General features: G+C 71.2%; 22 protein-coding genes and 3 pseudogenes. 17 read left to right on the top strand and 8 right to left on the bottom strand.

The window, feature by feature from the left end:
* The first annotated feature begins 6 nt into the window (after nucleotides 1–6).
* The 4 genes from AB0J72_RS21145 to AB0J72_RS21130 all read left to right on the top strand — a co-directional run bounded on the left by AB0J72_RS21145 (nucleotide 7) and on the right by AB0J72_RS21130 (nucleotide 4,254).
* On the top strand, nucleotides 7–1,206 hold the full coding sequence (locus AB0J72_RS21145; RefSeq protein ID WP_360569941.1) for an oxygenase MpaB family protein: 1,200 nt from the start codon (nucleotides 7–9) through the stop codon (nucleotides 1,204–1,206).
* Nucleotides 1,203–3,455, top strand: coding sequence for a molybdopterin cofactor-binding domain-containing protein (locus AB0J72_RS21140; RefSeq protein WP_363401147.1), 2,253 nt, complete (start codon nucleotides 1,203–1,205; stop codon nucleotides 3,453–3,455). Before AB0J72_RS21145 ends, AB0J72_RS21140 begins: the two co-directional genes overlap by 4 nt.
* An 11-nt stretch (nucleotides 3,456–3,466) precedes the next feature.
* Nucleotides 3,467–3,943, top strand: coding sequence for a (2Fe-2S)-binding protein (locus AB0J72_RS21135; RefSeq protein ID WP_363401145.1), 477 nt, complete (start codon nucleotides 3,467–3,469; stop codon nucleotides 3,941–3,943).
* Between the two features lie 173 nt (nucleotides 3,944–4,116).
* Entirely contained in the window at nucleotides 4,117–4,254 is a 138-nt protein-coding gene (locus tag AB0J72_RS21130; RefSeq protein WP_363401143.1) for a hypothetical protein, read from the top strand.
* A 6-nt stretch (nucleotides 4,255–4,260) separates the two neighbouring features.
* Here the strand turns inward: AB0J72_RS21130 and AB0J72_RS21125 are convergent, their stop codons facing one another.
* Both AB0J72_RS21125 and AB0J72_RS21120 read right to left on the bottom strand, forming a co-directional pair.
* Nucleotides 4,261–5,013, bottom strand: a complete 753-nt coding sequence (locus AB0J72_RS21125; protein ID WP_363401141.1) for an aminoglycoside phosphotransferase family protein — start codon at nucleotides 5,011–5,013, stop codon at nucleotides 4,261–4,263.
* Nucleotides 5,014–5,022: 9 nt separating this feature from the next.
* Nucleotides 5,023–5,790: a maleylpyruvate isomerase family mycothiol-dependent enzyme gene (locus tag AB0J72_RS21120; RefSeq protein ID WP_363401139.1), complete on the bottom strand. Its 768-nt coding sequence runs from the start codon at nucleotides 5,788–5,790 to the stop codon at nucleotides 5,023–5,025.
* 69 nt (nucleotides 5,791–5,859) lie between these two features.
* On the opposite strand from AB0J72_RS21120, the gene AB0J72_RS21115 reads away from it, so the two are divergent.
* On the top strand, nucleotides 5,860–6,330 hold the full coding sequence (locus tag AB0J72_RS21115) for a cupin domain-containing protein (RefSeq protein WP_363401136.1): 471 nt from the start codon (nucleotides 5,860–5,862) through the stop codon (nucleotides 6,328–6,330).
* Nucleotide 6,331: 1 nt separating this feature from the next.
* Here the strand turns inward: AB0J72_RS21115 and AB0J72_RS21110 are convergent, their stop codons facing one another.
* On the bottom strand, nucleotides 6,332–9,097 hold the full coding sequence (locus AB0J72_RS21110) for an FtsX-like permease family protein (RefSeq protein WP_363401134.1): 2,766 nt from the start codon (nucleotides 9,095–9,097) through the stop codon (nucleotides 6,332–6,334).
* 159 nt (nucleotides 9,098–9,256) lie between these two features.
* Between AB0J72_RS21110 and AB0J72_RS21105 the strand changes: the two genes are divergently transcribed.
* Nucleotides 9,257–9,664, top strand: coding sequence for a nitroreductase family deazaflavin-dependent oxidoreductase (locus AB0J72_RS21105; protein ID WP_363401132.1), 408 nt, complete (start codon nucleotides 9,257–9,259; stop codon nucleotides 9,662–9,664).
* Here AB0J72_RS21105 and AB0J72_RS21100 read toward each other — a convergent pair.
* Nucleotides 9,661–10,227 (bottom strand): annotated as a pseudogene (locus AB0J72_RS21100) (MFS transporter); the annotation flags it as partial. The gene AB0J72_RS21105 and the pseudogene AB0J72_RS21100 sit on opposite strands and share 4 nt — an antisense overlap.
* A 66-nt stretch (nucleotides 10,228–10,293) precedes the next feature.
* Between AB0J72_RS21100 and AB0J72_RS21095 the strand changes: the two are divergent.
* A pseudogene (locus tag AB0J72_RS21095) lies at nucleotides 10,294–10,608 on the top strand (hypothetical protein); the annotation flags it as partial.
* A 43-nt stretch (nucleotides 10,609–10,651) separates the two neighbouring features.
* Nucleotides 10,652–11,014 (top strand): hypothetical protein, encoded by a 363-nt coding sequence (locus AB0J72_RS21090; RefSeq protein WP_363401130.1) that lies wholly within the window; start codon nucleotides 10,652–10,654, stop codon nucleotides 11,012–11,014.
* Nucleotides 11,015–11,017: 3 nt separating this feature from the next.
* Here AB0J72_RS21090 and AB0J72_RS21085 read toward each other — a convergent pair whose 3' ends face one another.
* Together AB0J72_RS21085 and AB0J72_RS21080 are read right to left on the bottom strand one after the other, a co-directional pair.
* Nucleotides 11,018–11,587 (bottom strand): hypothetical protein, encoded by a 570-nt coding sequence (locus tag AB0J72_RS21085; protein ID WP_363401128.1) that lies wholly within the window; start codon nucleotides 11,585–11,587, stop codon nucleotides 11,018–11,020.
* 250 nt (nucleotides 11,588–11,837) lie between these two features.
* On the bottom strand, nucleotides 11,838–12,086 hold the full coding sequence (locus AB0J72_RS21080; protein WP_363401126.1) for a hypothetical protein: 249 nt from the start codon (nucleotides 12,084–12,086) through the stop codon (nucleotides 11,838–11,840).
* Between AB0J72_RS21080 and AB0J72_RS21075 the strand changes: the two genes are divergently transcribed.
* The 3 genes from AB0J72_RS21075 (at nucleotide 12,075) to AB0J72_RS21065 (ending at nucleotide 14,358) form a co-directional block, all read left to right on the top strand.
* On the top strand, nucleotides 12,075–12,230 hold the full coding sequence (locus AB0J72_RS21075) for an ANTAR domain-containing protein (protein ID WP_363401124.1): 156 nt from the start codon (nucleotides 12,075–12,077) through the stop codon (nucleotides 12,228–12,230). The genes AB0J72_RS21080 and AB0J72_RS21075 overlap by 12 nt on opposite strands.
* Before the next feature lie 515 nt (nucleotides 12,231–12,745).
* The gene (locus AB0J72_RS21070; protein WP_363401122.1) at nucleotides 12,746–13,111 is read left to right on the top strand and encodes a response regulator; all 366 of its coding nucleotides are present in this window, start codon (nucleotides 12,746–12,748) and stop codon (nucleotides 13,109–13,111) included.
* Nucleotides 13,112–13,821: 710 nt separating this feature from the next.
* Entirely contained in the window at nucleotides 13,822–14,358 is a 537-nt protein-coding gene (locus tag AB0J72_RS21065; RefSeq protein WP_363401120.1) for a zinc ribbon domain-containing protein, read from the top strand.
* Between the two features lie 96 nt (nucleotides 14,359–14,454).
* Here the strand turns inward: AB0J72_RS21065 and AB0J72_RS21060 are convergent, their stop codons facing one another.
* Entirely contained in the window at nucleotides 14,455–14,826 is a 372-nt protein-coding gene (locus AB0J72_RS21060; protein WP_363401118.1) for a hypothetical protein, read from the bottom strand.
* Nucleotides 14,827–15,136: 310 nt separating this feature from the next.
* Between AB0J72_RS21060 and AB0J72_RS21055 the strand changes: the two are divergent.
* A pseudogene (locus AB0J72_RS21055) lies at nucleotides 15,137–15,479 on the top strand (metalloregulator ArsR/SmtB family transcription factor).
* 1,041 nt (nucleotides 15,480–16,520) lie between these two features.
* Nucleotides 16,521–17,753 carry a helix-turn-helix transcriptional regulator gene (locus AB0J72_RS21050; protein WP_363401116.1) on the top strand — a complete coding sequence of 411 codons (1,233 nt, stop codon included), beginning with the start codon at nucleotides 16,521–16,523 and terminating at the stop codon, nucleotides 17,751–17,753.
* 120 nt (nucleotides 17,754–17,873) lie between these two features.
* On the opposite strand, the gene AB0J72_RS21045 is transcribed toward AB0J72_RS21050, so the two are convergent.
* The gene (locus AB0J72_RS21045) at nucleotides 17,874–19,760 is read right to left on the bottom strand and encodes a sensor histidine kinase (protein ID WP_363401114.1); all 1,887 of its coding nucleotides are present in this window, start codon (nucleotides 19,758–19,760) and stop codon (nucleotides 17,874–17,876) included.
* Here AB0J72_RS21045 and AB0J72_RS21040 point away from each other — a divergent pair.
* From AB0J72_RS21040 to AB0J72_RS21025, 4 genes are all read left to right on the top strand, one after another.
* Nucleotides 19,726–20,775, top strand: a complete 1,050-nt coding sequence (locus tag AB0J72_RS21040; RefSeq protein ID WP_363401112.1) for an ABC transporter permease — start codon at nucleotides 19,726–19,728, stop codon at nucleotides 20,773–20,775. The two genes, AB0J72_RS21045 and AB0J72_RS21040, sit on opposite strands and share 35 nt — an antisense overlap.
* 41 nt (nucleotides 20,776–20,816) lie before the next feature.
* A complete protein-coding gene (locus tag AB0J72_RS21035) occupies nucleotides 20,817–21,458 on the top strand; it encodes an ABC transporter ATP-binding protein (RefSeq protein WP_363401110.1) in 642 nt (213 codons plus the stop codon).
* 18 nt (nucleotides 21,459–21,476) lie between these two features.
* A complete protein-coding gene (locus tag AB0J72_RS21030; protein WP_363401108.1) occupies nucleotides 21,477–22,058 on the top strand; it encodes a helix-turn-helix domain-containing protein in 582 nt (193 codons plus the stop codon).
* An 88-nt stretch (nucleotides 22,059–22,146) separates the two neighbouring features.
* Nucleotides 22,147–22,674 carry a GerMN domain-containing protein gene (locus AB0J72_RS21025; RefSeq protein WP_363401106.1) on the top strand — a complete coding sequence of 176 codons (528 nt, stop codon included), beginning with the start codon at nucleotides 22,147–22,149 and terminating at the stop codon, nucleotides 22,672–22,674.
* The last annotated feature ends 58 nt before the right edge of the window (nucleotides 22,675–22,732 follow it).

The raw sequence follows: 22,732 nt of genomic DNA, 5'->3' as shown, positions 1-22,732 counted from the left end.
ATCGATATGACGGAATTGAGCAGACGCAAAGTGCTGATGGCCGGCGGCGCCCTCGGGGCGCTCGGCGCGCTGAGCGTCGCGACGCCGGCCTGGACCTGGGCCCCCGAAGGATCGATCGCCGGCGCCGGCGCGGGCGCCGACCCGCGCTGGGTGTGGGACGAGGAGGCGGACCCGCTCGTCGCGTCGCTGCTCGACCGCGGCGGCGTCCCGGAGGTCAACCGGCTGCTGTGGGACTGGACCCGCAACGACCAGCCCACGCCCGCCGGACTGCCCGCCGACGTGAAGGCGTTCATCGACCACGCCCGGCAGCTGCCGGACTGGGCCGACCGCGGCAAGCTGGAGGCCGCCGCCACCTTCAACAAGTCCCGCGGCCTCTACCTCAACCTGCTCAACGGCGTCGGCGGCGGCATGCTGAGCACCGCCATCCCCAAGGAGGCCCGCGCGGTCTACTACTCCAAGGGCGGCGCCGACATGGAGGACCGCGTCGCCAAGACGAGCATCCTCGGCTTCGCCGTCGGCGCGCTCAACGCCTACCGCCCCGACGGCAACTGCATCGTCAACGCCGTCAAGACCCGGCTCGTGCACGCCGCCGTCCGGCACCTGCTGCAGCAGTCCCCGCACTGGGACGGCACCATCCCGATCAGCCAGGAGGACATGCTCGTCACCTGGCACACCCTGCCGACCTTCGCGATGCGCAAGATGCGCGAGTGGAAGGTGCCGATCCCCGCCGCCGACGCCGAGGCCTACCTGCACGTCTGGCAGGTCACCGCGCACCTGCTCGGCATCCGCGACGAGTACATCCCCGCCACGTGGACCGCCGCGAACGCCCAGTCCGACCAGGTCCTGCCCCGCAACATGGGACCGACCCCGGAAGGTGTCATCCTCACCGACGTCCTGCTCGGCCAGCTCGCCGAGCAGACCAGCCCCGGCAGCGTCAGCCGGCCGCTGTGCAACGCGCTCGCCCGGTACCTCGTGGGCAACCAGGTCGCCGACTGGGACGCCATCCCGCGCGAGCCGGTGTGGGACCCGCTGATCGCCACCGTCTGGCCGCCGCTCGTGAAGTTCCGCGAGGGCCTCATGCCGCTGCCGCTCGTTCCCGCCGCCGCGTGGGTCGTCGACGAGGCGGTCCGCCAGTACATCCTCTTCTACCTCACCAAGGGTCAGGAGACGAAGATCGAGATCCCCACCATCAACCGGCCGTCGTGAGCGAGGGCATCCGGCGGCGGCAGTTCATCGGCTTCGTCGTCGCCGCTCCTGTACTGGTGACCGCCGCCGCACTGGATGCCCCGGCACCCGCCTCCGCCGCCGCCGACATCACCGACATCGTGGACCTCAACGACCTCATGACCGTGGCCGCCCTGCCGACCTCGGGCCTCATCTCCGTCGAGGTCACCCCGGACGGCACCGTGTCGTTCGCGCTGCCCCGCGCCGAGGTCGGGCAGGGCATCACCACCTCCACCGCAATGCTGATCGCCGAGGAACTGTCCGTGCCGCTGGAGCGGGTGCGGGTGACCCTCGCCGACGCCCGGCCCGAGCTGTTGTTCAACCAGCTGACCGGCGGCTCCAACACCACCATCGCCACCTACACGCCGATCCGGGTCGCCGCCGCGATCGCCCGGACCCGGCTGCTGCAGGCCGCCGCCCAGTCCCTCGGCACCGCCGTGGCCGACCTGACCCTGCGGGCCGGAGTGATCACCGATCGCTCCGGCCGGCACCTCGACATCGGAGCGCTCGCCGTCGCGGCGGCGAGCGCCCGCACGACACAGGTGGCGGTGGAGCTCACCGCCCGCGAGAGCTTCACCGTCATCGGCAAGCCCCACAACCGCGTCGACGCCCGCGACGCCGTCACCGGCCGCAAGCGCTTCGCCATGGACCTCGACGTCCCCGACGCCAAACCGACCATGGTCTGCCGCCCGCCGACCATCAACGGCAAGGTCGGCTCGGTCGCCAACCTCGCCGAGGTCCAGGCGATGCCCGGCGTCACCCACGTCGTCGTCATCGGCACCGGCGTCGCCGTCCGCGCCCAGACGTTCGGCCAGTGCATCGACGCCGTCCGAGCCCTGCGCGTCACCTGGCGGCCCGGCACCGCCGAAGGCAAGTCCGACCAGACCATCCGGCAGGAGCTCGCCCTCGCCGAGCTGCCGATCGGGCTGCGGGCGCCGACCCCGGTCGTCGACGCCCGCTTCACCTTCCACTTCCGCAACAACAGCGCCCTGGAGCCCAACTGCGCCATCGCCGACGTCCGCGCCGGCCGCGCCGAGATCTGGTCGGCGCTCAAGGCGCCGATCGTCGCCAAGCAGGCGATCGCCGCCAAGCTCGGCCTGCCGGCCGGTGCCGTCACCGTCCACGTCACCGAGGGCGGCGGCTCGTTCGGCCGCAAACTGTTCTTCGACGCCGCCCTCGAGGCCGCCGAGGTGTCCCAGAAGATCGGCCGGCCGGTGAAGCTCATGTGGCACCGCGCCGACGACTCCCGCCAGGGCCGCGTGCACCCGATGGCGACGTCGCGGGTGCGCGCCGCGTACCTCGGCAACACCGTCCTCAGCTACGACCAGCGGCACACCAGCGTCGCCACCGACCTCAGCCACGGCCTCGGCGAGATCATCACCGCCTTCGCCGCCCGGCTGCCCGTCGGCGACATCGGCTTCTCCGAGACGTTCTTCCAGCTCAGCCAGACGATGTCCTACGACTTCGGGGTCACCAGCCGGCTGCTCAACGAGACCGACAAGGGCTTCAACACCGGCAGCATGCGCAACGTCTACTCGCCCGACGTCACCTGCGCCCGCGAACTCGTCGTCGACCAGCTCGCCGCCCGCATGGGCCGGGACCCGTACCAGTTCCGGCGGGCCTTCCTGCGCGACGACCGCTCCCGCGCCGTCCTCGACCGGGTCGCCACCGCCGGCGGCTGGGGCCGTTCCCTGCCGGCCGGCGTGGCGCAGGGCATCGCGTTCCACGCCGAGTACAAGGCCGTCAGCGCCGTCCTCGTCGAGCTCGACTGCCGGCCCGCTACTGTCAACCGCCCCGTCCGCGACGGCGTCGCCGGCCCCCGCGTCACCCGCGCGGTGGTCGCCGTCGACGTCGGCCTCGCCGTCAACCCGCGCGGCCTGGAGGCGCAGATGATGGGCTGCGTCATGGACGGCATCGCCCTGGCGCTGACGTCCAGCCTGCACCTGCGCGACGGGTACTTCCTCGAGGCCAGCTGGGACAACTACTTCTACACCCGCCAGTGGAACACCCCACCCGACCTGCAGGTCATCGTGATGCCCAGCGCGTCCGACCAGCCCGGCGGCGCCGGCGAGCTCGGCGTGGCCGCGTCGATGGCCGCGGTCGCGTGCGCCTACGGCCGGGCCACCGGCACCATGCCGACCACGTTCCCGATCAACCACGGCACGCTGTCCTTCACCCCCAAGCCGACCGTCCCGCCGATCCCGCCGTCGCCCACCGACGGGCTTGCATAGGAGCCGCTCGCATGCCCCAGCACACCTTCCGCGTCAACGGTTCACAGGTCACCGTCGACGCCGCCGACGACGAGCGCCTGCTGTGGGTGCTGCGCGACCTCCTCGGGATCACCGGCCCCAAGTACGGCTGCGGCATCAACGTCTGCAAGGCGTGCACCAGCCACCTCAACGGCCGGGCCGTGAACCCGTGCGCCATCCCGGTGAAGGACCTCGGCCCCACCGACGAGGTCACCACCATCGAGGGCCTGGCCGCCACCGCCGGCGGCGACCTGCACCCCATGCAGCAGGCGTGGCTCGACCACGACGTGGCCCAGTGCGGCTACTGCCAGCCCGGCCAGATCATGGCCGCCGTCGACCTCGTCCGCCGCACCGCCGCCGAGGGCCGCGACATCACCGACGCGGACCTCGACACCCTGCGCAACATCTGCCGCTGCGGCACGTACTCCCGCATCCGCGCCGCCATCAAGGACGGCGCCAAGCGCATGTAGCGCTCTGCTTCGTCGACCACCTCCGCGCCGGCGCGACGAGCGACGCCTACGGCGAACTCTGCGGTGCGACCCGCGACCGCTTCGACGCGGCCGCCTTCACCGCGTACGTCGCCAAGCAGAAGAAGATCAAGAGCCTGGAGCTGGCCAGCCATGTCAACGCGCCCGGGACGCCGGTGGTCGGCCCGACGTTCGAGAACCGGTTCGTGTTCAACCTCCACCTGAACTTCACCGACGGCTCGGACGAGACCCGCTACATCCCGGTCGTCCAGGACACGGACGGCACCTGGCGGGTCTGCGGCGACCCCTACTGAGGCGCGTCAGAGCAGGTTGAGGAGCCGTTCGGCCTGCCGGTCGAGGGTGCCGGGTGGGTTGCGGTGTTCGGCGGGGCCGCCGGGGCGGAGCAGGTGCAGCCAGAAGATGGCGTAGAGCCGCCGGGCGTCGAGCAGCCGGTCGCCGTCGAGGTCGAACGTGGTGAGGAACCCGGTCCAGTCCGCGCGTCGGGCCGCGAGGTGTTCGACCAGGTCGGCCAGTTCGAACTCGGGGTCGGACGGTCCGGCGTCCTCGAAGTCGACGATCCGGATCCGCTGACCGTCCCACAGGTAGTTGGCGAGGTTCGGGTCGGCGTGGCCCAGCACGGTGGTGCCGGCGGGGCTGAGGCGGAGCCCGGCCAGGAAGGACCGGGCGGCGTGGGCGGCCTCGCCCGCCGGGCCCGGCAGGTCCAGACCCGCCAGGCGCTGTTGCATCAGCGCGTGGAGCTCGGCGGGGTGATCCCGTCGTGCGGGCAGGTCGGCACACGGCACCGACCACAACTGGCGAAGCGACCGGGCCAACGCGGCCTGCTGACCGGCGTCCAGGTCGTCGGTCAGCGGGGTGCCGGGCAGCAGGCCCATGGTGACGGCGGGCGGGTCGGCGTCCAGGTCGGCTTCGAGCGGCTCGGGCACCAGGTCGGGACATCGGGCGTGCACCCGGTGCAGCACGGCCCACTCCCGGCGGTGTTCCCCGCGCGCCCACGACACGTACCGCTTGATCAGTCGACCCCCGTCGACGTGCAGGTGGTGCGTCTGCGACACCCGTCGAATCTAGGCCGTCAGGGGCTGTTCGTCGGGGTCCCAGGCGACGAGCAGGTCGAAGTGGCGGCGGTCGCCGGTGAGGGGCAGGGCGTCGAAGGGGATGCGGCCGTACAAGGTGAGGACCAGGTCGCCGGCGGTGGCGTGCAGGGCGGCGTCGGCCGGGGTCGGGGCCGGGGAGCGGGTGAGGCGGACGGCGTCGGCGGTGAGGGACAGGCGCCAGGAGCGGCCCTCGGTGGCGTGGTAGTCGAGGGTGGCGGGGGTGTGCGGCCAGTGGTAGGCGCCGGCGCAGCAGGTGGCCAGGAACTCCTCGACGCCGTCGAGGGCGATGGCGGTCGGGAGAGGTTGCGGGGCGCCGGCGGTGAGCTGGGCGTCGTACGTGTGCACGGCGACCTCCTGGAGCTGGTGGCGGGCCACGGCGCCGCTGGTCTGCGGGGACTCCGAGTCCGCCCACCAGGTCCAGCAGCCGCGGTCGGGGCCGGCGGACCGCAGCGCGTCCAGCAGCTGCCGCGTCGAGGCGGCCAGCCAGGGCAGCAGGGCCGAGGGATCCTGTGACGCGGGTTCCGCCGGGACGGGTGGTGGCGGGGGAGCGGACGCGGGTCCGGCGGCGACGATCGACGCCCACTTGCGGCGGCCGTCGCCCAGGTGGTGTGCCAGGTCGAGCAGCGTCCACCCGGGGCAGGTCGGCACCTGCGCGTCGAGGGTGGGTGCGGCGGCGACCGCGGCACTGAAGGCGGTGGACCGTTCGTCGATCAGCCGGAGCAGCTCAGGAAACTCCACCCGGGGTGTGTACCACCGGACGAAGCGGACGGGACAGCGAGTTTCGGGCGCGGCTGGCAGACTGTGATCATGAACGGGGATACCTCGATGCGGGCGTTGTTGGTGCCGCCGGGTGACGGTGAGCTGATCGACGTGGCGGGGGTGGAGCACCTGTTCCGCCTGACGTCGGCGCAGACCGGTGGGCGGTTCGGGTTCGAGGAGTTCACGCTCGGGCCGGGGACGGTCGGCGCGCGGCCGCACGTGCACCACGCGCACGACGAGTTCTTCTACGTGCTGGACGGGGAGCTCACGCTGCACGACGGCAGCGGCGAGGTCACGGCCGGGCCGGGGAGCCTGCTGGCCGCGCTGCGCGGGGCGCCGCACGGGTTCCGCAACGCCGGCGACGCGCCCGCGCGGGGGCTGTGTTTGTACACGCCGGCCGGGTACGAGGACTACTTCCGGCAGGTGCACGCGGCCGTCGCCAGCGGTGCGGAGGTCGACGACGAGATGCTCAACGAGTTCCGCGGCCGGTTCAACACCACCCCGCACCGGACCGCCTGAGCTACTCCTCGGCGAGCAGCCTGGCCTTCGGCAGGCCGCGCAGCGACCGCACCGGCAGGATCGCGGCGGCGACGGCCAGCAGGGTGCCGGCGAGGGCCGCGGCGGCGGCGACCGCGAACGAGGTGCTGGTGAGCTCGGAGCTGAGCAGGGCGGCGGTGCCGAGCGCGACCCCGGTGCCGGTGGTCGCGCCCAGGACGCCGAGCGCCAGCGCCTCGTACCCGGCGAGCCGGGCCGTCGACGCGTCGGCCCAGCCCACCGCGCCCAGCAGGGCGAACTCGGCGGCCCGTTCGCGGATGTTGACGTAGAGGACGTCGGCGACCGTGGCGGCGCCGAGCAGGGTGGTGAGGGCCGCCGCGATGTAGTCGGTGGCCTGCACCTGGACGGTGATCGCGTCGCCCAGGACCGTACCGGAGACGCTGCCGCGGAACGTCAGATTGATGATGACGAGGAGGGTCAGCGAGGCCACGCCGATCGCCAGGCTGGCCGCGCCGACGGCGGTGCGGCCGGGGGTGCGCAGGACGTTGCCGAGGGCGAGCCCGGCGATGCGGTGCGGGGCCCGGCGGCGGCGGGCCGGCGCGACCGCGGGACGCACGGCGGCGGCCGGGTCGGCGCGGGTGGCCCGCCACGCGGGTGGCAGCGCCGCCAGGAGACTCAGCAGCAGCGCCGCCGGGACGGCCAGGAGCGCGTAGCCGGCGCCGAGGTCGACGCCGAGCACCCGGGACAGGGCAAGCGCCAGGATCGTGCCCAGCAGGCCGGCGACCGCTCCCACCGCCGTCGACTCCGCCGCCACGAGCGCGAACAGGCGCCCGCGGGGCCAGCCGACGCAGGCGAGCACGGCGAGCTCGGTGGACCGGCCGCGGACCGCCGCGCTGGTCGCGTTGCCGACGGCGAGGGCGCAGGCGACCAGGACGAGGATCGACAGGACCAGCGACTTGCGGTCGATCGCGGACACGATGGTGGTGGCGACGCCGAGCTTCAGCCAGTTGTCGCGGACGGCGAGGGCCGGGCGGCCGAACTTGCCGGCCGGCAGCGCCAGCGGCACGGCCGCCGCCGACGAGCCGACGGTGAGGTCGACCCGCAGCCCGGTCGCGAGGTGGATCTGGTCGGCGACGGCGCGGACCCGCTCCCGGGAGAACGCGTCCATGCCGACGGTGCCCGCGACGCGGACCCGCACCATCGAGATCGGGGCGCCGGCGTCGACGCCGTGCGCGGGGTCCAGGCTGTTGTACGGCGCCCGGTGCAGCGCCGGCAGTGCCGACAGCGTGGTGAGCAGGTGCGGCCGCTGGCCGAGCGGGCCGGCGAAGCTGGTGCCGGCGATCAGCGGCCGGTCGCCGAGCGCGGCGCGGGCCGCGTCGTCGGCCCCGGTGGCGGCGGGCCCGGCGTACAGGTCGAACGGCGGCCGGGACAGGGCCGGGCCGGTGTCGACCTTCGCCGGGTCGTACACGCCGACGCCGCGCAGGAACGCGCTGGCCGCCTTGGAGTCGCCGTCCCGCCCGTGCCGGACGACGGCGCGGACGGGATCGTCGGCGAGGCCCATCGGCAGCGGCTTGCCGTCCGGCATGCCGTGCGGGACCTTCCCCCACTCGCCGCCCGAGTAGGGCACCACGGCGGCGGAGCCGTCCGCGAGCGTCAGGGGGCTGGTGGTCCACCACTCGTTGACGACCGAGGTGCCCGCCGCCGGTGGGAAGCCGCCGGCGCCGGGAGGGTGCGCGATCGCGTCGAGCACGGCCGGGTACAGGTCCTGCGCGCTGAACGCCCGCGCGCCGATCGGGGTGGACGGCTGGGTGGCGTAGTAGTCGACCGCGTTGTCCAGCCGCATGCCGGCGCCGGTCTTGTCGGCCGCGTCGCCGCCGATGCGGTCGATCTCCACGCGCACCTGCTGGTCGAGGTCGAGGCTGCCGGCGGCGAGGACCGGGATGCCCGCGGAGGTGTCGCCGGCGTCGAGGTAGCCGCCGGAGACGACGGCGCGGTCGAGGCCGTCGAGCCTGGCCTCCTGCACCGGGTCGATCGCGGCGAGCAGCAGCGGGATCGGGAAGAGCACCCGCACCTGCGGCCGCGGGGTCCGCTCGATGCTGGACGTGGGGTCGCTGGACCAGCAGTGGGCCTCGGTGCGGTCGCTCACCGACAGCGCGTCGACCGTGTCGAAGTACCCGGTGATGCCCTCGCACACCGCGGTCACGCCGGCTGCGCCGTGCTCGCGGATCTCCGGCGGCCTGGGCAGGGCCGAGCTGTCGTAGTTCTTGCCCTCGATCCACGGCTCCCCCGGCACGAACTCGAGGGCGTTCCGCGTCGCGTAGAGGTACTTCGGCCCGTCGGCGATGCTGGACAGGCCCCGGTCGCCGGTGAAGACGGGGCGGACCCGCAGCACCTGCCGCTGCCCGCCGGCGGCGACATGGTCGGTGAGGTCGACGGTGATGACGGCGGTCTGCATGACGTAGCCGGCCATCGCCACGGGCGCGGCCACGTCCACGCCGGGCAGGTCGAGGATCCGCCGCCACTGCGCCTCGGTGATGCCGCCGTAGGTGGAGGTGACCCGGTCGGTACGGACCAGCCCGTCCTCCGAGGGCGGGTCCGCGGCGGGCGGGCGGACGAGGATGTCGTACATGGGCCGGTAGTTGGCCTGCACCGTGCCGTTGACCTGGACCTGCGAGCCGCGGGACGCCGACGCCAGCAGCGCGAAGCTGGCCACGGCCACGGCGACCGCCGCGATCGTGGCGACCAGCCGGCCGCGGCGGAAGAGCAACTGAGCGCGGATCAGCGAGAACAACGGCCACCCCCGGCAGCGGATCATCCACGCAGGGACGTCCGACGCACTCAGGGCCCCCGCTCCGTGCACCGACCATCCATTGATCCGGCTCTTGTGTCAAGACACGAAAAAACGGGTGCCCGGGAGCGGCGGGACGGGGACGGTGGAAGACTGATGACCATGAGCGACTGGAATGACAAGATCATTGAAGAGTTCCGCGCCAACGGCGGCAAGGTCGGGGGCAACTTCGAGGGCGCTCCGCTGCTGTTGCTGCACACGGTCGGCGCCCGCAGCGGCCAGGAGCGGGTCCACCCGATGATGTACCAGAAGGTCGACGGCGGGTACGCCGTGTTCGCCTCCTACGCCGGCGCACCCACCAACCCGGCCTGGTTCCACAACCTCGTCGCCCAGCCCCGGGTCACGGCCGAGATCGGCACCGGCACGCAGGAGCTCGTCGCCCGGGTGACCGACGGGGATGAGCGGGAGCAGATCTGGACCGCGCAGAAGGCGGCGTACCCGGGCTTCGCCGACTACGAGCGCAAGACCACACGGCAGATCCCGGTCGTGGTCCTGGAGCCCGCCGCCTAACGCGGAAGGGCGGCGCCGGACGGCTCGCGCAGTCCTCGGTAGACGGCGACGGCGCCGAGCAGGGTGACGGCGCCGTCCACCAGCAGCGCCAGGCGGATGCCGGACAGCAGGGCCGGGGCGGCCGCGGCGACGGCGCTCACCACCGGGATGCCGACGGTGAGCGCCCCCTGCTGGGTCAGCGTGCTCAGCCCGGTGGCGAGACCCTGCTCGCCGTCGGGCAGGCCGGAGGTGGCCGTCACCGTGTACGCGACGATCGCCGCCACGTGCCCGACGAAGCCGACGGTGAAGGCGAGCATGAGCCACCCGTACATGGCCCGGGAGTCGCCGAGCAGCGCCAGGCTGCCGAACGCGACGCCCTGCACGGTCAGGCCGCCGACCAGGGTGGCGCGCCGGCCGAACCGACCCAGCAGCCGGCCGCCGATGACGCCGGCGAAGACCGCGGCGATGCCGGGCGGCCCGAACGCGAGACCCGTGGCGAGCGCGGAGTAACCGAGCACGTCCTGCAGGTACAGCGTGCCCAGGAACACCACCGACGAGCCCATCGCAAACACGAGCAGGCCGCCGAGGTTGCCCCAGCGGACGGTCGGGAGCGCTGCTGGGGATCATCCCCCGTCCTCTGTTTGCCGGAAGTGTCGTATCCGCAGTGGATACTGCGGTGGATCAACGGCAACGGGCTGAGCCAGAACGCGTCCGACGGGGTGCTCGCGCCCCTGGCGCGGGCGCTGCGCCTGAGCGACCTGGAGCGCAAGCACCTGTTCACGCTCGCCCGCGGTCCCGCGCCGGCCGCGCCGCTCGCGCCGCCGGTCGAGTTCGCCCGGCCCGGCGTGCGGCGGCTGCTCGACGCGATGACCGACGCGCCGGCGGTGGTGCTCGGGCGGTTCGGCGACTTCCTGGCGTGGAACCGGCTCGGGCACGCGTTCCTGGCCGCTCCGGCCGGTCGACCGCGTCGGCGTCGACCGGCCGGAGCGGCGGCCCAACAAGGTGCGGATGCTGTTCCTCGACGCGCACATGCGGGAGTTGTACGTGCACTGGCCCGACAAGACCCGCGAGTCCGTCGCATACCTGCGGATGCTCGCGGCCCGGCACGCGGACGACCCGAAGCTCGCCGAGCTCGTCGGGGACCTGTGCGTACGCAGCCCGCGGTTCGCGACGCTGTGGGCCGACCACGCGGTCGACGAGTGCGAGCCCGCGGTCCGCGAGTTTCAGCACCCGGTCGTCGGCCGCATGACGCTGCACCAGGAGGTGCTGCGCCCGGACGCGTCCGACCAGCTGCTGCTGACGTTCACCGCGGACCCCGGGTCGCCGTCGGCTGCGGCGCTGCAGCTGCTGGCGCGGGCGGTCTACGGCTGAGCTTCACGCCGCGCGGAGGTGCTCCTCGCCGGCGGCGGGTGCCGTCTCGTAGATCATGAAGGTCTGCGCGTCGGCGGTCTCGCAGCGGACCCGGTTGTCGGAGATGCGGCGCAGCCACGTGTTGATGGCCCGGTCCAGGCGGTAGGCGTCGATGTTGTGCCGGCAGATGTCCAGCGAGATGACGCCGTCGTGCTGCTCGGCGTGGCGGTACATCGCCTCGATGAGCTTCACGAACATGCCGTGCTCGTGGGTGGGCACGGCGACGAAGCCGCAGTACCAGATCCGCTGGTCGGCGTAGTGCACCGGCCAGCGCCGGGCGAAGTACTCCGGCGAGATCAGCGGCCAGGCGCTGAGCTGGTTGGTGTATGTGGCGAGCCCGAGCAGGACACCGTCGTCGGAGTACGCGAGCCACTTCTCGACCCGGCGGTCCGACATGACGTCGTCGAACTCCGAGCGGTACATGAGATGCCGTTGGATGGTGAGCGCGTTGAGGTGCCGGAACGCTGCCTCGTACAGCTGCCATGCCTGTTCGAGCTGCTCGTCGACGAGATCCGTGCGGACGTCGATCTTCATCTGACGCCTCCCGAGTACGTTCGGTACAGAAGGTGTGTACAGAATGTACGTACGGATCGGGAGATCGACAATCAGCGAAATTCCCGCCATAAGGGAGGCCACGACCGGGTGTGCAGGACTCCGAGTCCAGGACTCGCGGGCTGGTCCCGCCCCGGGCCCCGATCCGGACGCGGGGGAGCGGGCAACCGGGCGCCCGGCGGTGCAGCGCGCAATGTGCATGTTCCGAACCTGCGCCGCATCAACGGACGCGTCATGCGCTCCCGCAGTCGAGTCCGGTCGGCTCGAGCACCTCGATGTCGACGACAGTCGTACAGGCGGGATCGAGACTGAGCCAGTTGACAGGGCGGCGTTCACCGGCGACGCCGCATACACCGCGATGCTCTTCGCCACGCACGCCGCGATCGCCATGGCAGACGCCCAGCGACGCGAACATCTGGTGCGGGCGGTCGCGGTGCGGGACCTGATCGGCCAGGCCTAGGGCATCCTGATGGAACGCCACAAACTGACCGCTGACCAGGCGTTCATGTTGCTGGTCCGGGCCAGTCAGACCACCAACACCAAACTCGCCGACATCGCCGCCCGGCTCGCCGAGACCGGCGAACTTCCCACCCCACCAGCGAAGCCGCCACACGGCGGCGGATGACGCCGGCCCTGGCGAGGATTCGGCGAGCTCAGGTGCGCAGGGTGCGACTGGGTGGTTCGCCGTAGGTGGCGCGGTAGAGCTGGCTGAATTGGCCGGCGGTGCTGTCCGTCGAACGCGACGATGCCGCGGCCGTGACGTGGCGGCGGGAGGTGTAGCCGGCGGGAAAGCTTCGAGGACGAAGCCGGTCAGACGCTGCGTCCACCGAAGGCCGCACCTGAGGCCGCCGCGACCGGACGTCGGTGACATCGGTGTCCGGTAAGGGACGGGCCGGGTCTGATCGCGGGCCGTGTCTGCGTCAACCCCGGTCTACGGTCCTCGAGACACCAAGCTGGCGAGAAGCCGTCACCCGATTGGTGTGACCCGGTCGCGGTGGCTCATCCAGCTGGTGTCGCCACGGGCGTCGAGCACTACCTGGGACGGGGTGAATTGGCGGGGTGCGCGCAAGGATCTGCCGCGGCAGAGTGCCGGGGATGAGGCCTACTGGAGTGGGGACGGAAGGTGGGTGGCTGGCCGGGATGGCCCTGATAGTGGTCGCCGACGACAACGCCGATGTCAGGTCGATGATTGCTCTGGTGTTGCAGCGGGCCGGGCACATCGTCGTCGCCGTCGATGACGGAGTGCAAGCGCTAATTGAGACTCGTGCCCGTCGGCCGGGCTTGGTCCTCACCGACGGGTCGATGCCGCGGATGACCGGAGCCGAATTGTGCCGAGAGCTCGCTGCGGATCCCGACACCGCCGAGATCCCGGTGATGATGATTAGCGGATCCGTCGACCCGGCCGATCTTCACCAACATCTGCCCTTCCTGGCCGCTGTCATGGCGAAACCGTTCGAGCCCAACGACCTGATCCGGCGCGTGAATTTCCTGCTCGAAGGCCAATGAACCGTTCCGCTGCGGGTGCGCGGTTGGCGCCGCGCCGACCTTGACGGGGATTCGGCCAGCGGTTTCTGGTGAACTGTGGACACGTGTCGCCAGCCGCGGACGCGGTGGCGTTGAGCGTGTCAACGGGCATCCCGGAAGGGGCCGCCCCGTTCGGTGCCTCGGCCACTCGGAACCGGTAACCGGGCACCTAGCGGCGGTGCCGTCGGTGTAGATGATCAGGTGGGCCAGCGGGGCGACTGGTCGGACCCGGACCTGCTGCAGCACAGCTTGGGCGCCTGACAGCAGCGGGCAACCCTGCGGTGCGTGCGGCGCGAGCGGTCGGCGCTGCAGCGAGCCGGCCTGACGTCGCGGCGAGGGCTCAACTGGTCGACGTGGCTGGACGCCCCCGACGCAGCCCGCCGGGTCGACGACATCGGCGACACGGAGCTGTGCCGGCTGTACGTCGACGACCCGCTCACCGTCGCCGAGGTTGCTGCCGGGCTGAGTTGGCTCACCCCGGCCGGGCAGCGGGCGAGAACGTACATCCGGTCGCGGCTGCCCGCCGCTGGCATCACCCTGCGGAGCCCCGGACGGCGACGCCACACCGCGACATCGCCCGGCCCGATAGCGAACCGGAACAGCACCAAGCCAGCGACCTGCACGACCTGCACGACCTGCACGCCGGTGCGGTGTAGCAGCACGAGGCGGCGAAGACCGTTATCGGCTGGGCGGTGCGGCGGCGGGTCGGGACGTTGACCGTCGGCGACCCTCGTGGCGTGCTTGATCTGTCCGCTGGTCGTCGGCACAACCTGCGGCTGCGGCATTGGCAGGTCGGCCGCAGCATCGCCGTGCTGCGGGACAAGGCCGAACTCGCCGGGATCACCGTCCACCTTGTCGACGAACGCGGCACCTCATCGACCTGCCCCACCTGCCGCAGGAAGATCACCAAACCAGCCGGGCGGACCATGACCTGCCGGCACTGCGACCTCACCGGACACCGTGACCTGTTCGCGGCCGCCACCATCGCCACCCGGACCCCCAGGCACACCGGGACTGCTGCGGGCGGCGGCACCAGCACCCCAGCAGCAGCAGCAGTCGTGCTGCCGCAGGTGCTCACGCACCGTCGAGCAGGACGGCATCTTCCCGGTGCCGGACTGTCCCGGCGTGACCCCCCGCCGACCCCCACCACACCACCAGCGCGCCGCCACACCCGGCGGCGCCACGGTGAACATGGTGGGAACGGCGGCAGGAGTCGGTTGGCCGGCTGAGGCCCGCCCCACCAGCACGGTGGGGCGTCGCTCGACGCACCCGTGCGGCGAGGAACCACAACACCACCGACCCGGTGAACGTCAGTGGTCACAGCGCTAGAGATCGGTCTCGGTTTCGATCATGCGGAGCCGGTGCCGGGCCATGGCGAGATTGGCGCGGTCCTTGAGCAGCACTAGATAGAAGAACGTGCCTTTGCCGTTGCGGCTGGTCAACGGCCGCAGCAGGTGGTATTGGCCGCCGAGGGTGATCAGGATGTCCTCGATCTGCTCAGTGATTCCGAGCATCTCGATGGCGCGCAGTTTCGCGCGGACGACGTTGCTGTTGCCGGCCGCGGCGATCGTCAGGTCGAGGTCGCGACCACCCCCGGCGGTACCCAGGGCCATGCCGCTGGTGTAGTCCACGAGCGCCGCGCCGACGGCGCCTTCGATCTGCATCGCTTCCTTGAGCGCAACGTCCAGGTCCGGCATGAACTGTCCTCTCGATCCGGGGCTGCGGCGGAACACAGACGGCCACCTCCATCGGCACAGCAATGAACGAGCGCCGGGAGCAGCACAACCACTGACGCGGTCGGGCGTGCGGACCGAGCGCCGATCACATGTCGATGGCCGGCCAAGGTCAGGATCGGCTTCCCGGTACAGGCCGCGTCGTACACGGTGTGCGATTCCGGTCGCGTTGAAGGCGAAATGATGTAGGCACTCGACGGCTGCATGAAGACTTCTTCAACTGCACAAGTCATCAACCGGTTTGGGCCGGTCAAGGTCGGGGTGAGGAGGCGGGGTGCCGGTTCCGCTGCATCAGGCGAAGGCCGAGCTGTTCCGCACATTGGGCCACTTGGCGCGGATCCGGGTGCTGGAGTTGCTGCAGGACGGGCCGCGGCCGGTCCGTGACCTCCTCGCGGAGATCGACGTCGAGGCGTCGAACCTCTCACAGCAGCTCGCCGCGCTGTGCCGCGCCGGGATCGTCACGTGCTACCGCGACGGGTCGCTGGTGATGTACCGGCTGAGCACGACTCACGTGGCCGACCTGCTCGCGGTCGGCCGGCGAGCTGCTCAGCGAGCTGCTCACCGACCGAGACGAGCTGCTGGTCCAGTTGTGCAGCGGCACCACCACGCCTTCCTGACCGACGACCAGCAACGAGCACTGTCCACGGCAGTTCGGCGGATCCCGGCGCCGCCCTGTCGCCGGTCCGTCTGACCGCTCGGCGCATCGGATCCACTGGCGTGCTGGACGGCGTCGCGCAGCAGCTGTCGAGGATCTGGCCCGGCTTCGTGGTACCCCGACTCGTCCCGGCGGCGACTCCTCGCAGCGGTGCAAGCAGAGGCCTCGACCAGCGCGGCACCCAACCGGGGTGACCGTGGACGGCGTCTGGTCAACCAGCCAGTGCCGCTGTACTGTCGGCTCAATTGTGCTTGAACCGGTTTGCCGAACCCCCCTTCGGCGAATCAGCAGGTGGCCATGCGGCGCAGTCCGCGCCCCCGGGTGCGCCGCACGGTCACATCCAACCGCCGCCGACGCGGTCCACGGCACTGTCAACGCGCGGTGCACCGAGGACGTAGCCCCGCAGCATGCATGATCGTCGCTCAGTGTGATGGCTGTTCTGCCGACACACCCGCATGCCGCAGCACGGCGATGGTGCGTCGCGCGGCAGCGCTCGTCTCGACCAGCCGCAGACGCCCACCACCGATCAACGCCCCGTCGCGAAGAGTGGCCGCGCCGGCACACGAAATGAACGTCACCCGGCTGGTCGGTTGCAGTCATGACCGCCGCTCAGTCACAAAGCGTGTGACATTGCGGATCAGTCCCTGTCGCCGGTTGGCGGCCCATTCCGGGCGGTCCAGATGGCCCGGCTCTTGAACCTCTACGTGGGGGGCTTCATGTTGCTGGAGGCCGAATACATCCGCCGGGGTGACAGGGGTCGACGTAGGGCTATGTGGGGGCTACGTTAGGCGTTCCAGATGATCGGCTCGTGAATTTGCGAGAAGAGCGCCGCTTTGGCGGCGGCCCAAGCGGCATCCGGCGCCCACCAGCAACGTACTGCGGCGCAGCATTCTGCCGGGTGATAACTGGAGCCGTAGCTGCAGTACAGAACGTGTGAGTAGGTCCACGGGGTCAGGCTGCACAGCACGTGGAATGGGCCGGACGGGTCTCCGGAGGTAGCGAGATGGATGAGATTCCCATCGGTCGCCGTGTGGCGTATTGGCGAAATCGGCGCAAGATGTCGCAGCAGGTCTTCGCCGACCGGCTGGGTAAGTCGAAGAGCTGGGTGGACAAGGTGGAGCGCGGGGTGCGCCGGCTCGACAAGTTCTCCGTGGTGTACGAGATCGCCGAAGTGCTGCACCTCGACGTCCAGATCCTGCTCGGCAAGGACCCGGTGCGCCGCTGCGAGCAACCCAACGGTGTCGACCAGGTCGAGGTGGAGGAGATCCGCGCCGCGCTGGAGCGGTACGACCAGATCAGTGCCTTCTTCTCTGCCCCGCCGGAGCCGCCACCGCTCATTGATCTCCGCAAAGCGGTGTCCCACGCCTGGCTGTCCTACCAGCATGCGAAGTACGGAACGCTCGCGCGGACGCTGCCCCGCCTTCTGAGGGAGGCGCAGGCCGCCGACGCCGCCTACGGCGACGGCCCGCAGGCGCGGCAGGCCGCCGATCTGCTCGGGCAGATCTGTCAGATCTCCGCGGCGGTGCTGCGCAAGGTCGGTGAACACGACTTGTCCTGGCTCGCCGCTGACCGGTCGATCACTGCCTCGCAGCGTGCTGGTGACCATCTGCTCGCCGGGCTGGCCACGATGCGTGTCTCGATGGCGCTGGTGTCCCTCGGCCGGGCACGGCCCGGGCTGGACATCTGCATCAACATCGCCAACCGGATCGCCCCCGGGGCCGGCGAGAACGACAGCTCGCCTGAGCGGCTCTCCGTCTACGGCCAGCTGGTTCTGCAGGGAGCAGTGGCGGCGGCGCGGCTCGGGGACAGCGCGATGGTCCGTGATCTGCTGTCCGAGGCCGAAGATGCGGCCCGGAGCCTCGACAGCGACGCCAACTACTACTGGACGTCCTTCGGCCCGACAAACGTCCAGCTGTACCGCGCTGCCGCCGCCGTCGAGCTCGGGGAGGGCAGTTCGGCGGTCGAGGTCCACGAACGCCTGGACCTCGAAGGATTCAACGCGCTGCCGCCGGAGCGCCGTGCGCAGCATCTCCTCGATCAGGCCCGCGCCCGGTCGATGACCGGCGACATCGACATGGCAGGCGAGAACCTCCTGGAGAGCGAGCGGCTCGCCCCGTCCGAGATCCGCTGCCGCCCTCTCGCCCACGAGGTGCTCAGCGACGTGCTGCGCCGCACCCGGGGTACACCATCGGCCCCCGTCGCCCAACTCGCGACCCGCCTGAACGTCAGCATCTAATGAACTTTGACCTGCGCCTAGATAGATGATTGTTGGTGTTTCTGGCTGCGCCGGGCACGCCGGTCTGTGGCCGGGCGCTGTACGGACGGGTTGTCGGTAGGCGCAGAGCCGCTCGCTTTGTCAGTCTGGTCGTGGTCGGTTGAGCGGGATCTCGGCCTGTAGTCGGGTACCCTGGCCGACTGGGCTGTAGAGGGTGAGTGTGCCGCCTGTTGCTTCGACGCGGTCGGTCAGTCCAATGAGACCTGTGCCGCGTTTCGGGTCCGCGCCGCCGATGCCGTCGTCACGCACCGTCAGGTGCAGATTCTTACCCCGTACCTGCGCGCAGATGTGGACGAGCGTGGCGTGGGCGTACTTGGCGGCGTTCGTCAGCGCCTCCGCCACCACGTAGTAGGCCGCGACCTCGACCGGCTCCGGCTGCCGGCCGTCCACCTGGACGTCGAGCTCCACCGGGACGGCGGAGCGGCGGGCCAGCGTGCGCAGCGCGGGTCGCAGGCCGCCCTCGGTGAGTATCGCCGGATGGACGCCGCGTGAGAGCTCCCGCACGTCGTTGACCGTGCCGTTCAACCCGGCCACGACGGCGGACAGCTGCTGCCGCAGCTGCGTCAGTTCCGGCGGCACGTCCGCCTCGGCCCGACGGATGTCCAGCCCCAGCGAGATGAGTCGCTGCTGGATGCCATCGTGCAGGTCGCGCTCGAGCTGCCGGCGGGTCTGGTCGGCGACGAGCACGAGCCGCGCCCTCGACGCGACGAGGTCGGCGCTCTGCGCGAGCGTGACAGCCTGGCGGATGATCAGCATCGAGATGACCACGGACTCCGTGACGATCTCGACGGTGTCCAAAGGGATGCCCCGGACGCGTTGCACGATGAACAGCACACCCATGACGGCGACGGGCAAATAGGGCAGCCAGATGCCCCAGCGGGCGTCCGGTCGCACCGCCCAGCCCGGCCTCTCCCAGGTCGGGGCCAGGGCGGCGACTGCGACGAGCGCGAGCCCGGCGACATACCCGGCATATGTCAGCTGCGGCAAGCTGTGTGCGCCCTCAGACACCTGGTACGCGAAGACGCTGTCGGAGACCGCCAGGCAGAACAGTCCGGTTCCGAGCATGATCAGCTGTAGCCGGTTCGCCGCCGATGAGGCTGTCGCGATGAGCAGGATGGCGATGACGGCCAGCAGCAGATCCGCGACCGGGTAGACGATCGCAATCGAGTAGGCGAACGGGGTGGCCGCACCGGCCCGCACCACCGATCCGAGCGTGGTCGCCCAGGTGAGCGCGAACAACGCACCCACGACGACAAGCCCGTCCAGGACCCTCACCAGCTGATCCGAGCGGCGCCGCGGCGCACCCTGCCCGGGCTGGTCGGCAGCCAGGGCGATGATCGCCACGAGCGCGAACACCGGCAGAGCCAGGTATCCGACGTCCGCAAGCGACGGGGATGGCAGTCCGACGTCGCGGAACAACTGGTACCAGGACCAGAGCAACTGCCCGGACATCCAGCCGAACGTCGCGGCACCCATCCACAGCCGCCACCACCGCTGCGCGCCGGAATGCCGGACGGCGGTGATCCAACAGGCGAGGGTCGCGACGAGCGCGGCGCAGAACTGCCCGGCGTCGTAGACGAACAGCGACCACCACGGCCTCAGCAGCCCGGAACTGGCCAGTCCGGCGACAGCGGCCACCGACACCGCAGCGACTGCCAGCAGCAATGACACGGCCCTGCCTGGAAAATCGGTCAATCTTGACCGAACATGATCAGAACCACACGCAGGCAACGCTACCGCGCTCCCGTGGGTGTCCGTCGAGTCTCGATCCGAGACGCCGGACGAGGCATCGCGTCGCCGTCCGTCCACCTCTCGCGCGCAACGTGCCGACAGTGTGTCGGTATAGTTGCCGACGCGCTGTCGGTAAATCTTAGGAGGGGTCATGTTCCTGGCGTTGCGTGAGCTGCGGTTCGCGCGTTCTCGGTTTGCGTTGATGGGGGCGGTAGTGGCGCTGATCGCGGTGCTCATGGTGCTGCTGTCCGGCCTGTCGTCCGGGCTGGTGAACGATGGCGTGTCGGGGTTGCGGCGGATGCCGGTCACCGCGTTCGGGTTCGCCGAGGGAACCCGGGTGGACGGTGCGTTCTCGCGCAGCGTCGTCGATGAGAGGCAGGTGGAGGCCTGGCGCGGGCAGCCCGGCGTGGAGGCGGCCGAGCCGTTCGGCAACATGCTGGTGAACGCGCACAGTGGCGCCGGGGTGCCGATCGACCTGGCGCTGTTCGGCGTGCGACCGGGCTCGTTCCTGGACCCGGCGCCGGCCGGCGGATCGCGGCTGGGCAGCGCGGACGGGCTGGTCGTCTCCAACACGCTGCTCCACGCCGGGCTGCGCCTCGGCGACACGGTGACCATCGACCGGCTCGGCGTGCGGCTCACGGTGGTCGGGGCCACCGCCGATCAGCGGACGTTCGGGCACGTCGACGTGGCCTACCTGCCGCTCGACACCTGGCGCCGGATCCACACGGGCGCCGATGGTGAGGCCACGGCGGTGGCGATCAAGGCACGTGCGGGCGCCACGCTGAACCTCGCGGCCGGGGACGCCGCCGCGGGCACCACCAGCCTGACGCTCGCCGACTCGTACGCGACCTCGCCCGGCTACACCGCCGAGACGTCGACCCTCACGCTCATCCAGGTCTTTCTGTACGCCATCTCAGCCCTGGTCGTGGGCGCGTTCTTCACGGTGTGGACCATTCATCGCCGGCAGGAGCTGGCCGTCCTGCGAGCGATCGGCGCGTCCCGGGCGTACCTGCTGCGCGATGGTCTTGTCCAGGCACTGCTCATCCTGCTGGCCGCCTGCGCCGCCGGGGTGCTGGCCGGCCTGGGCATGGGCGCCCTCGTGACCGGCGGAGACGTGCCGTTCACCCTGGAACTGCCTGCCGTCGTGACCGCGGCCGGGCTGCTCATCGTGCTGGGCCTGCTCGGCGCGGCTACCGCCATCGTCCGTATCGCCACGGTGAACCCGCTGACCGCCCTGGGAGCACAACGATGAAACTCGACACCGCGACCCGCACCGGATTGTGCCTGGCCGGGGTGACCCTGCGCCTGGGCGACGGCGACGACACCATCAAAGCGCTGGACGCGGTGAGCCTCACCGTCGCGCCCGGCGAACTTGTGGCGGTGGTCGGGCCGTCCGGCGCCGGCAAGTCCAGCCTGCTTGCCGTGGCCGGCGGGCTGACCGTGCCGGACGAGGGCGGCGTGACCGTCAACGGCAACGATCTGGCCGCCATGAAGCCGGCGGCGCGCACCGCCTTCCGGCGCGAGCATGTCGGCTTCGTCTTCCAGAACGGCAACCTCATCCCGGCGCTGACCGCGATCGACCAGCTGCGGCTCATCCAGCACCTCAACCGGCGCCGGACCGGGGCGCAGGACGCCGCACAGTTGCTTGCCGAGGTCGGCATGGCCGGCAAGGCGCACCGGCGCCCGCACCAGCTCTCCGGCGGCGAACGGCAACGCATCGGCATCGCCCGGGCGCTGATCGGTGGCCCGTCGCTGCTGCTGGCCGACGAGCCGACAGCGGCACTCGATCGGGCACGCAGCCACGAAGTGGTCGAGCTGCTGGCCCGCGAGACCAAACGCGCCGGGGTGGCGACCGTCATGGTCACGCACGACACTGATGTGCTCCAGCACTGCGATCGGGTGGTAGAAATGGTCGACGGAAAGCTGTCCGGCTAGGCGACTGAAGGAGGCACGGTGCCGCGCATCTCAGCGCCCACCGTCGCTGAGCACCGCGCCGTCAAACATCGTGCGCTGCTCGACGCGGCCCGTGCCATCCTGGCCGAGGAGCCGGGCGCCGCTCCGTCACTCGCGGCGGTCGCCGGTCGCGCCGGTCTGGCCCGCTCCTCGGCGTACGAGTATTTCCGCTCTCGCCGGGACCTGCTCGACGCGCTGATCCAGGACGTGTTCCCCCGCTGGTCGACCCGGGTGACCGAAGCGATGGCCGCGGCGGGCGCGCCGGACGCGCAGGTGCTGGCGTACGTCGACACCAACCTTGAGCTGGTTGCCGAGGGTGAGCATGCCGTAGCCCGCGCCCTCGCCGCGATCGCGCCTGGTCAGCAGTTGGACGACAGCAGCCGCGTCATGCACGAGCAGTTGTCCGATCCGCTGGTCGACGCGCTGCGGGCGATGGACCTGCCGGACCCGGCCACCACCGCCAAGATGATCAACGCGATCGTTTACAGTGCGTCCAGTCTCATCGAGGCGGGTGGCGACCCCGCCCACATCCGCGCCCGAGCTGGTGAACTGCTCGGGCCGTTCCTACGCGACGCGCGGTAACCGTTCCCGCGCCGCGGTCACTTCCCACTGGCCAACCGTTTGGAAGCAGCCAGCGACCACCAAGCGCCCAGGAGACTGAACCCGGCAGATGCCGGCGATCGACGAACAACTGCGGAACCTGCTGTCCGGCCCGACCGCGGCCGAACGGGACGCCGGCTACACCAGCGCGTTGACCGGCATCACGGTGACCGGCATTGTGGAGGTCCGTGGCGGCGACGCGACGGTCGAAATCGGCAGCCGGTCCGACGGGGTCGGGCGCAGCGACGAGGTCCTCGCGTACGGGCAGATCGTGTGCACCCTGACCAGCCGCGCCGACGTCGACACCGTGTCGTTCCTGCACGACGGGCAGCCGCTGCGCGTGCCCCGCGCCGACGCGTCCCTGACCGACGGGCGCCTCACGGCCGCCGACTACGCCGACCTCGTCCTGATCGCCGCCTGCCGGGCGGCGTGGAAGCGACACGCCCCTGCCTCGTCGCACAACTGTCACACGAATGAGGAGTGTCCGCCATGCCGCGCGGCGAGGATCGCGACAGCGGCTCCGGGCGGAGCCACGCCGTGCGGCAAAGACCTGGAGGTGTCGACGTCATGCCGATGGTCGGCGGCCGGTACCGGCTGATCGCCGTGCTCGCCGCGGGCCGGGCAGGCACGGCGTGACCCGCGGCCGTTCGCTACGG

The sequence above is a fragment of the Dactylosporangium sp. NPDC049742 genome (genome assembly GCF_040674675.1).
Taxonomy (GTDB): domain Bacteria; phylum Actinomycetota; class Actinomycetes; order Mycobacteriales; family Micromonosporaceae; genus Dactylosporangium; species Dactylosporangium maewongense.
Note: the sequence above shows the minus strand (reverse complement) of the source record. Positions and strands in the feature narration are given on the sequence as shown.

Bases quoted from the DNA above. Each gene is read 5' to 3' on its own strand.
- AB0J72_RS21145 (WP_360569941.1), top strand. From the start codon at position 7: ATGACGGAATTGAGCAGACGCAAAGTGCTGATGGCCGGCGGCGCCCTC.
- AB0J72_RS21135 (WP_363401145.1), top strand. From the start codon at position 3,467: ATGCCCCAGCACACCTTCCGCGTCAACGGTTCACAGGTCACCGTCGAC.
- AB0J72_RS21115 (WP_363401136.1), top strand. From the start codon at position 5,860: ATGAACGGGGATACCTCGATGCGGGCGTTGTTGGTGCCGCCGGGTGAC.
- AB0J72_RS21105 (WP_363401132.1), top strand. From the start codon at position 9,257: ATGAGCGACTGGAATGACAAGATCATTGAAGAGTTCCGCGCCAACGGC.
- AB0J72_RS21090 (WP_363401130.1), top strand. From the start codon at position 10,652: ATGCTGTTCCTCGACGCGCACATGCGGGAGTTGTACGTGCACTGGCCC.
- AB0J72_RS21085 (WP_363401128.1), bottom strand. From the start codon at position 11,587: ATGAAGATCGACGTCCGCACGGATCTCGTCGACGAGCAGCTCGAACAG.
- AB0J72_RS21075 (WP_363401124.1), top strand. From the start codon at position 12,075: ATGGAACGCCACAAACTGACCGCTGACCAGGCGTTCATGTTGCTGGTC.
- AB0J72_RS21070 (WP_363401122.1), top strand. From the start codon at position 12,746: ATGGCCCTGATAGTGGTCGCCGACGACAACGCCGATGTCAGGTCGATG.
- AB0J72_RS21060 (WP_363401118.1), bottom strand. From the start codon at position 14,826: ATGCCGGACCTGGACGTTGCGCTCAAGGAAGCGATGCAGATCGAAGGC.
- AB0J72_RS21050 (WP_363401116.1), top strand. From the start codon at position 16,521: ATGGATGAGATTCCCATCGGTCGCCGTGTGGCGTATTGGCGAAATCGG.
- AB0J72_RS21040 (WP_363401112.1), top strand. From the start codon at position 19,726: ATGGGGGCGGTAGTGGCGCTGATCGCGGTGCTCATGGTGCTGCTGTCC.
- AB0J72_RS21045 (WP_363401114.1), bottom strand. From the start codon at position 19,760: ATGAGCACCGCGATCAGCGCCACTACCGCCCCCATCAACGCAAACCGA.
- AB0J72_RS21025 (WP_363401106.1), top strand. From the start codon at position 22,147: ATGCCGGCGATCGACGAACAACTGCGGAACCTGCTGTCCGGCCCGACC.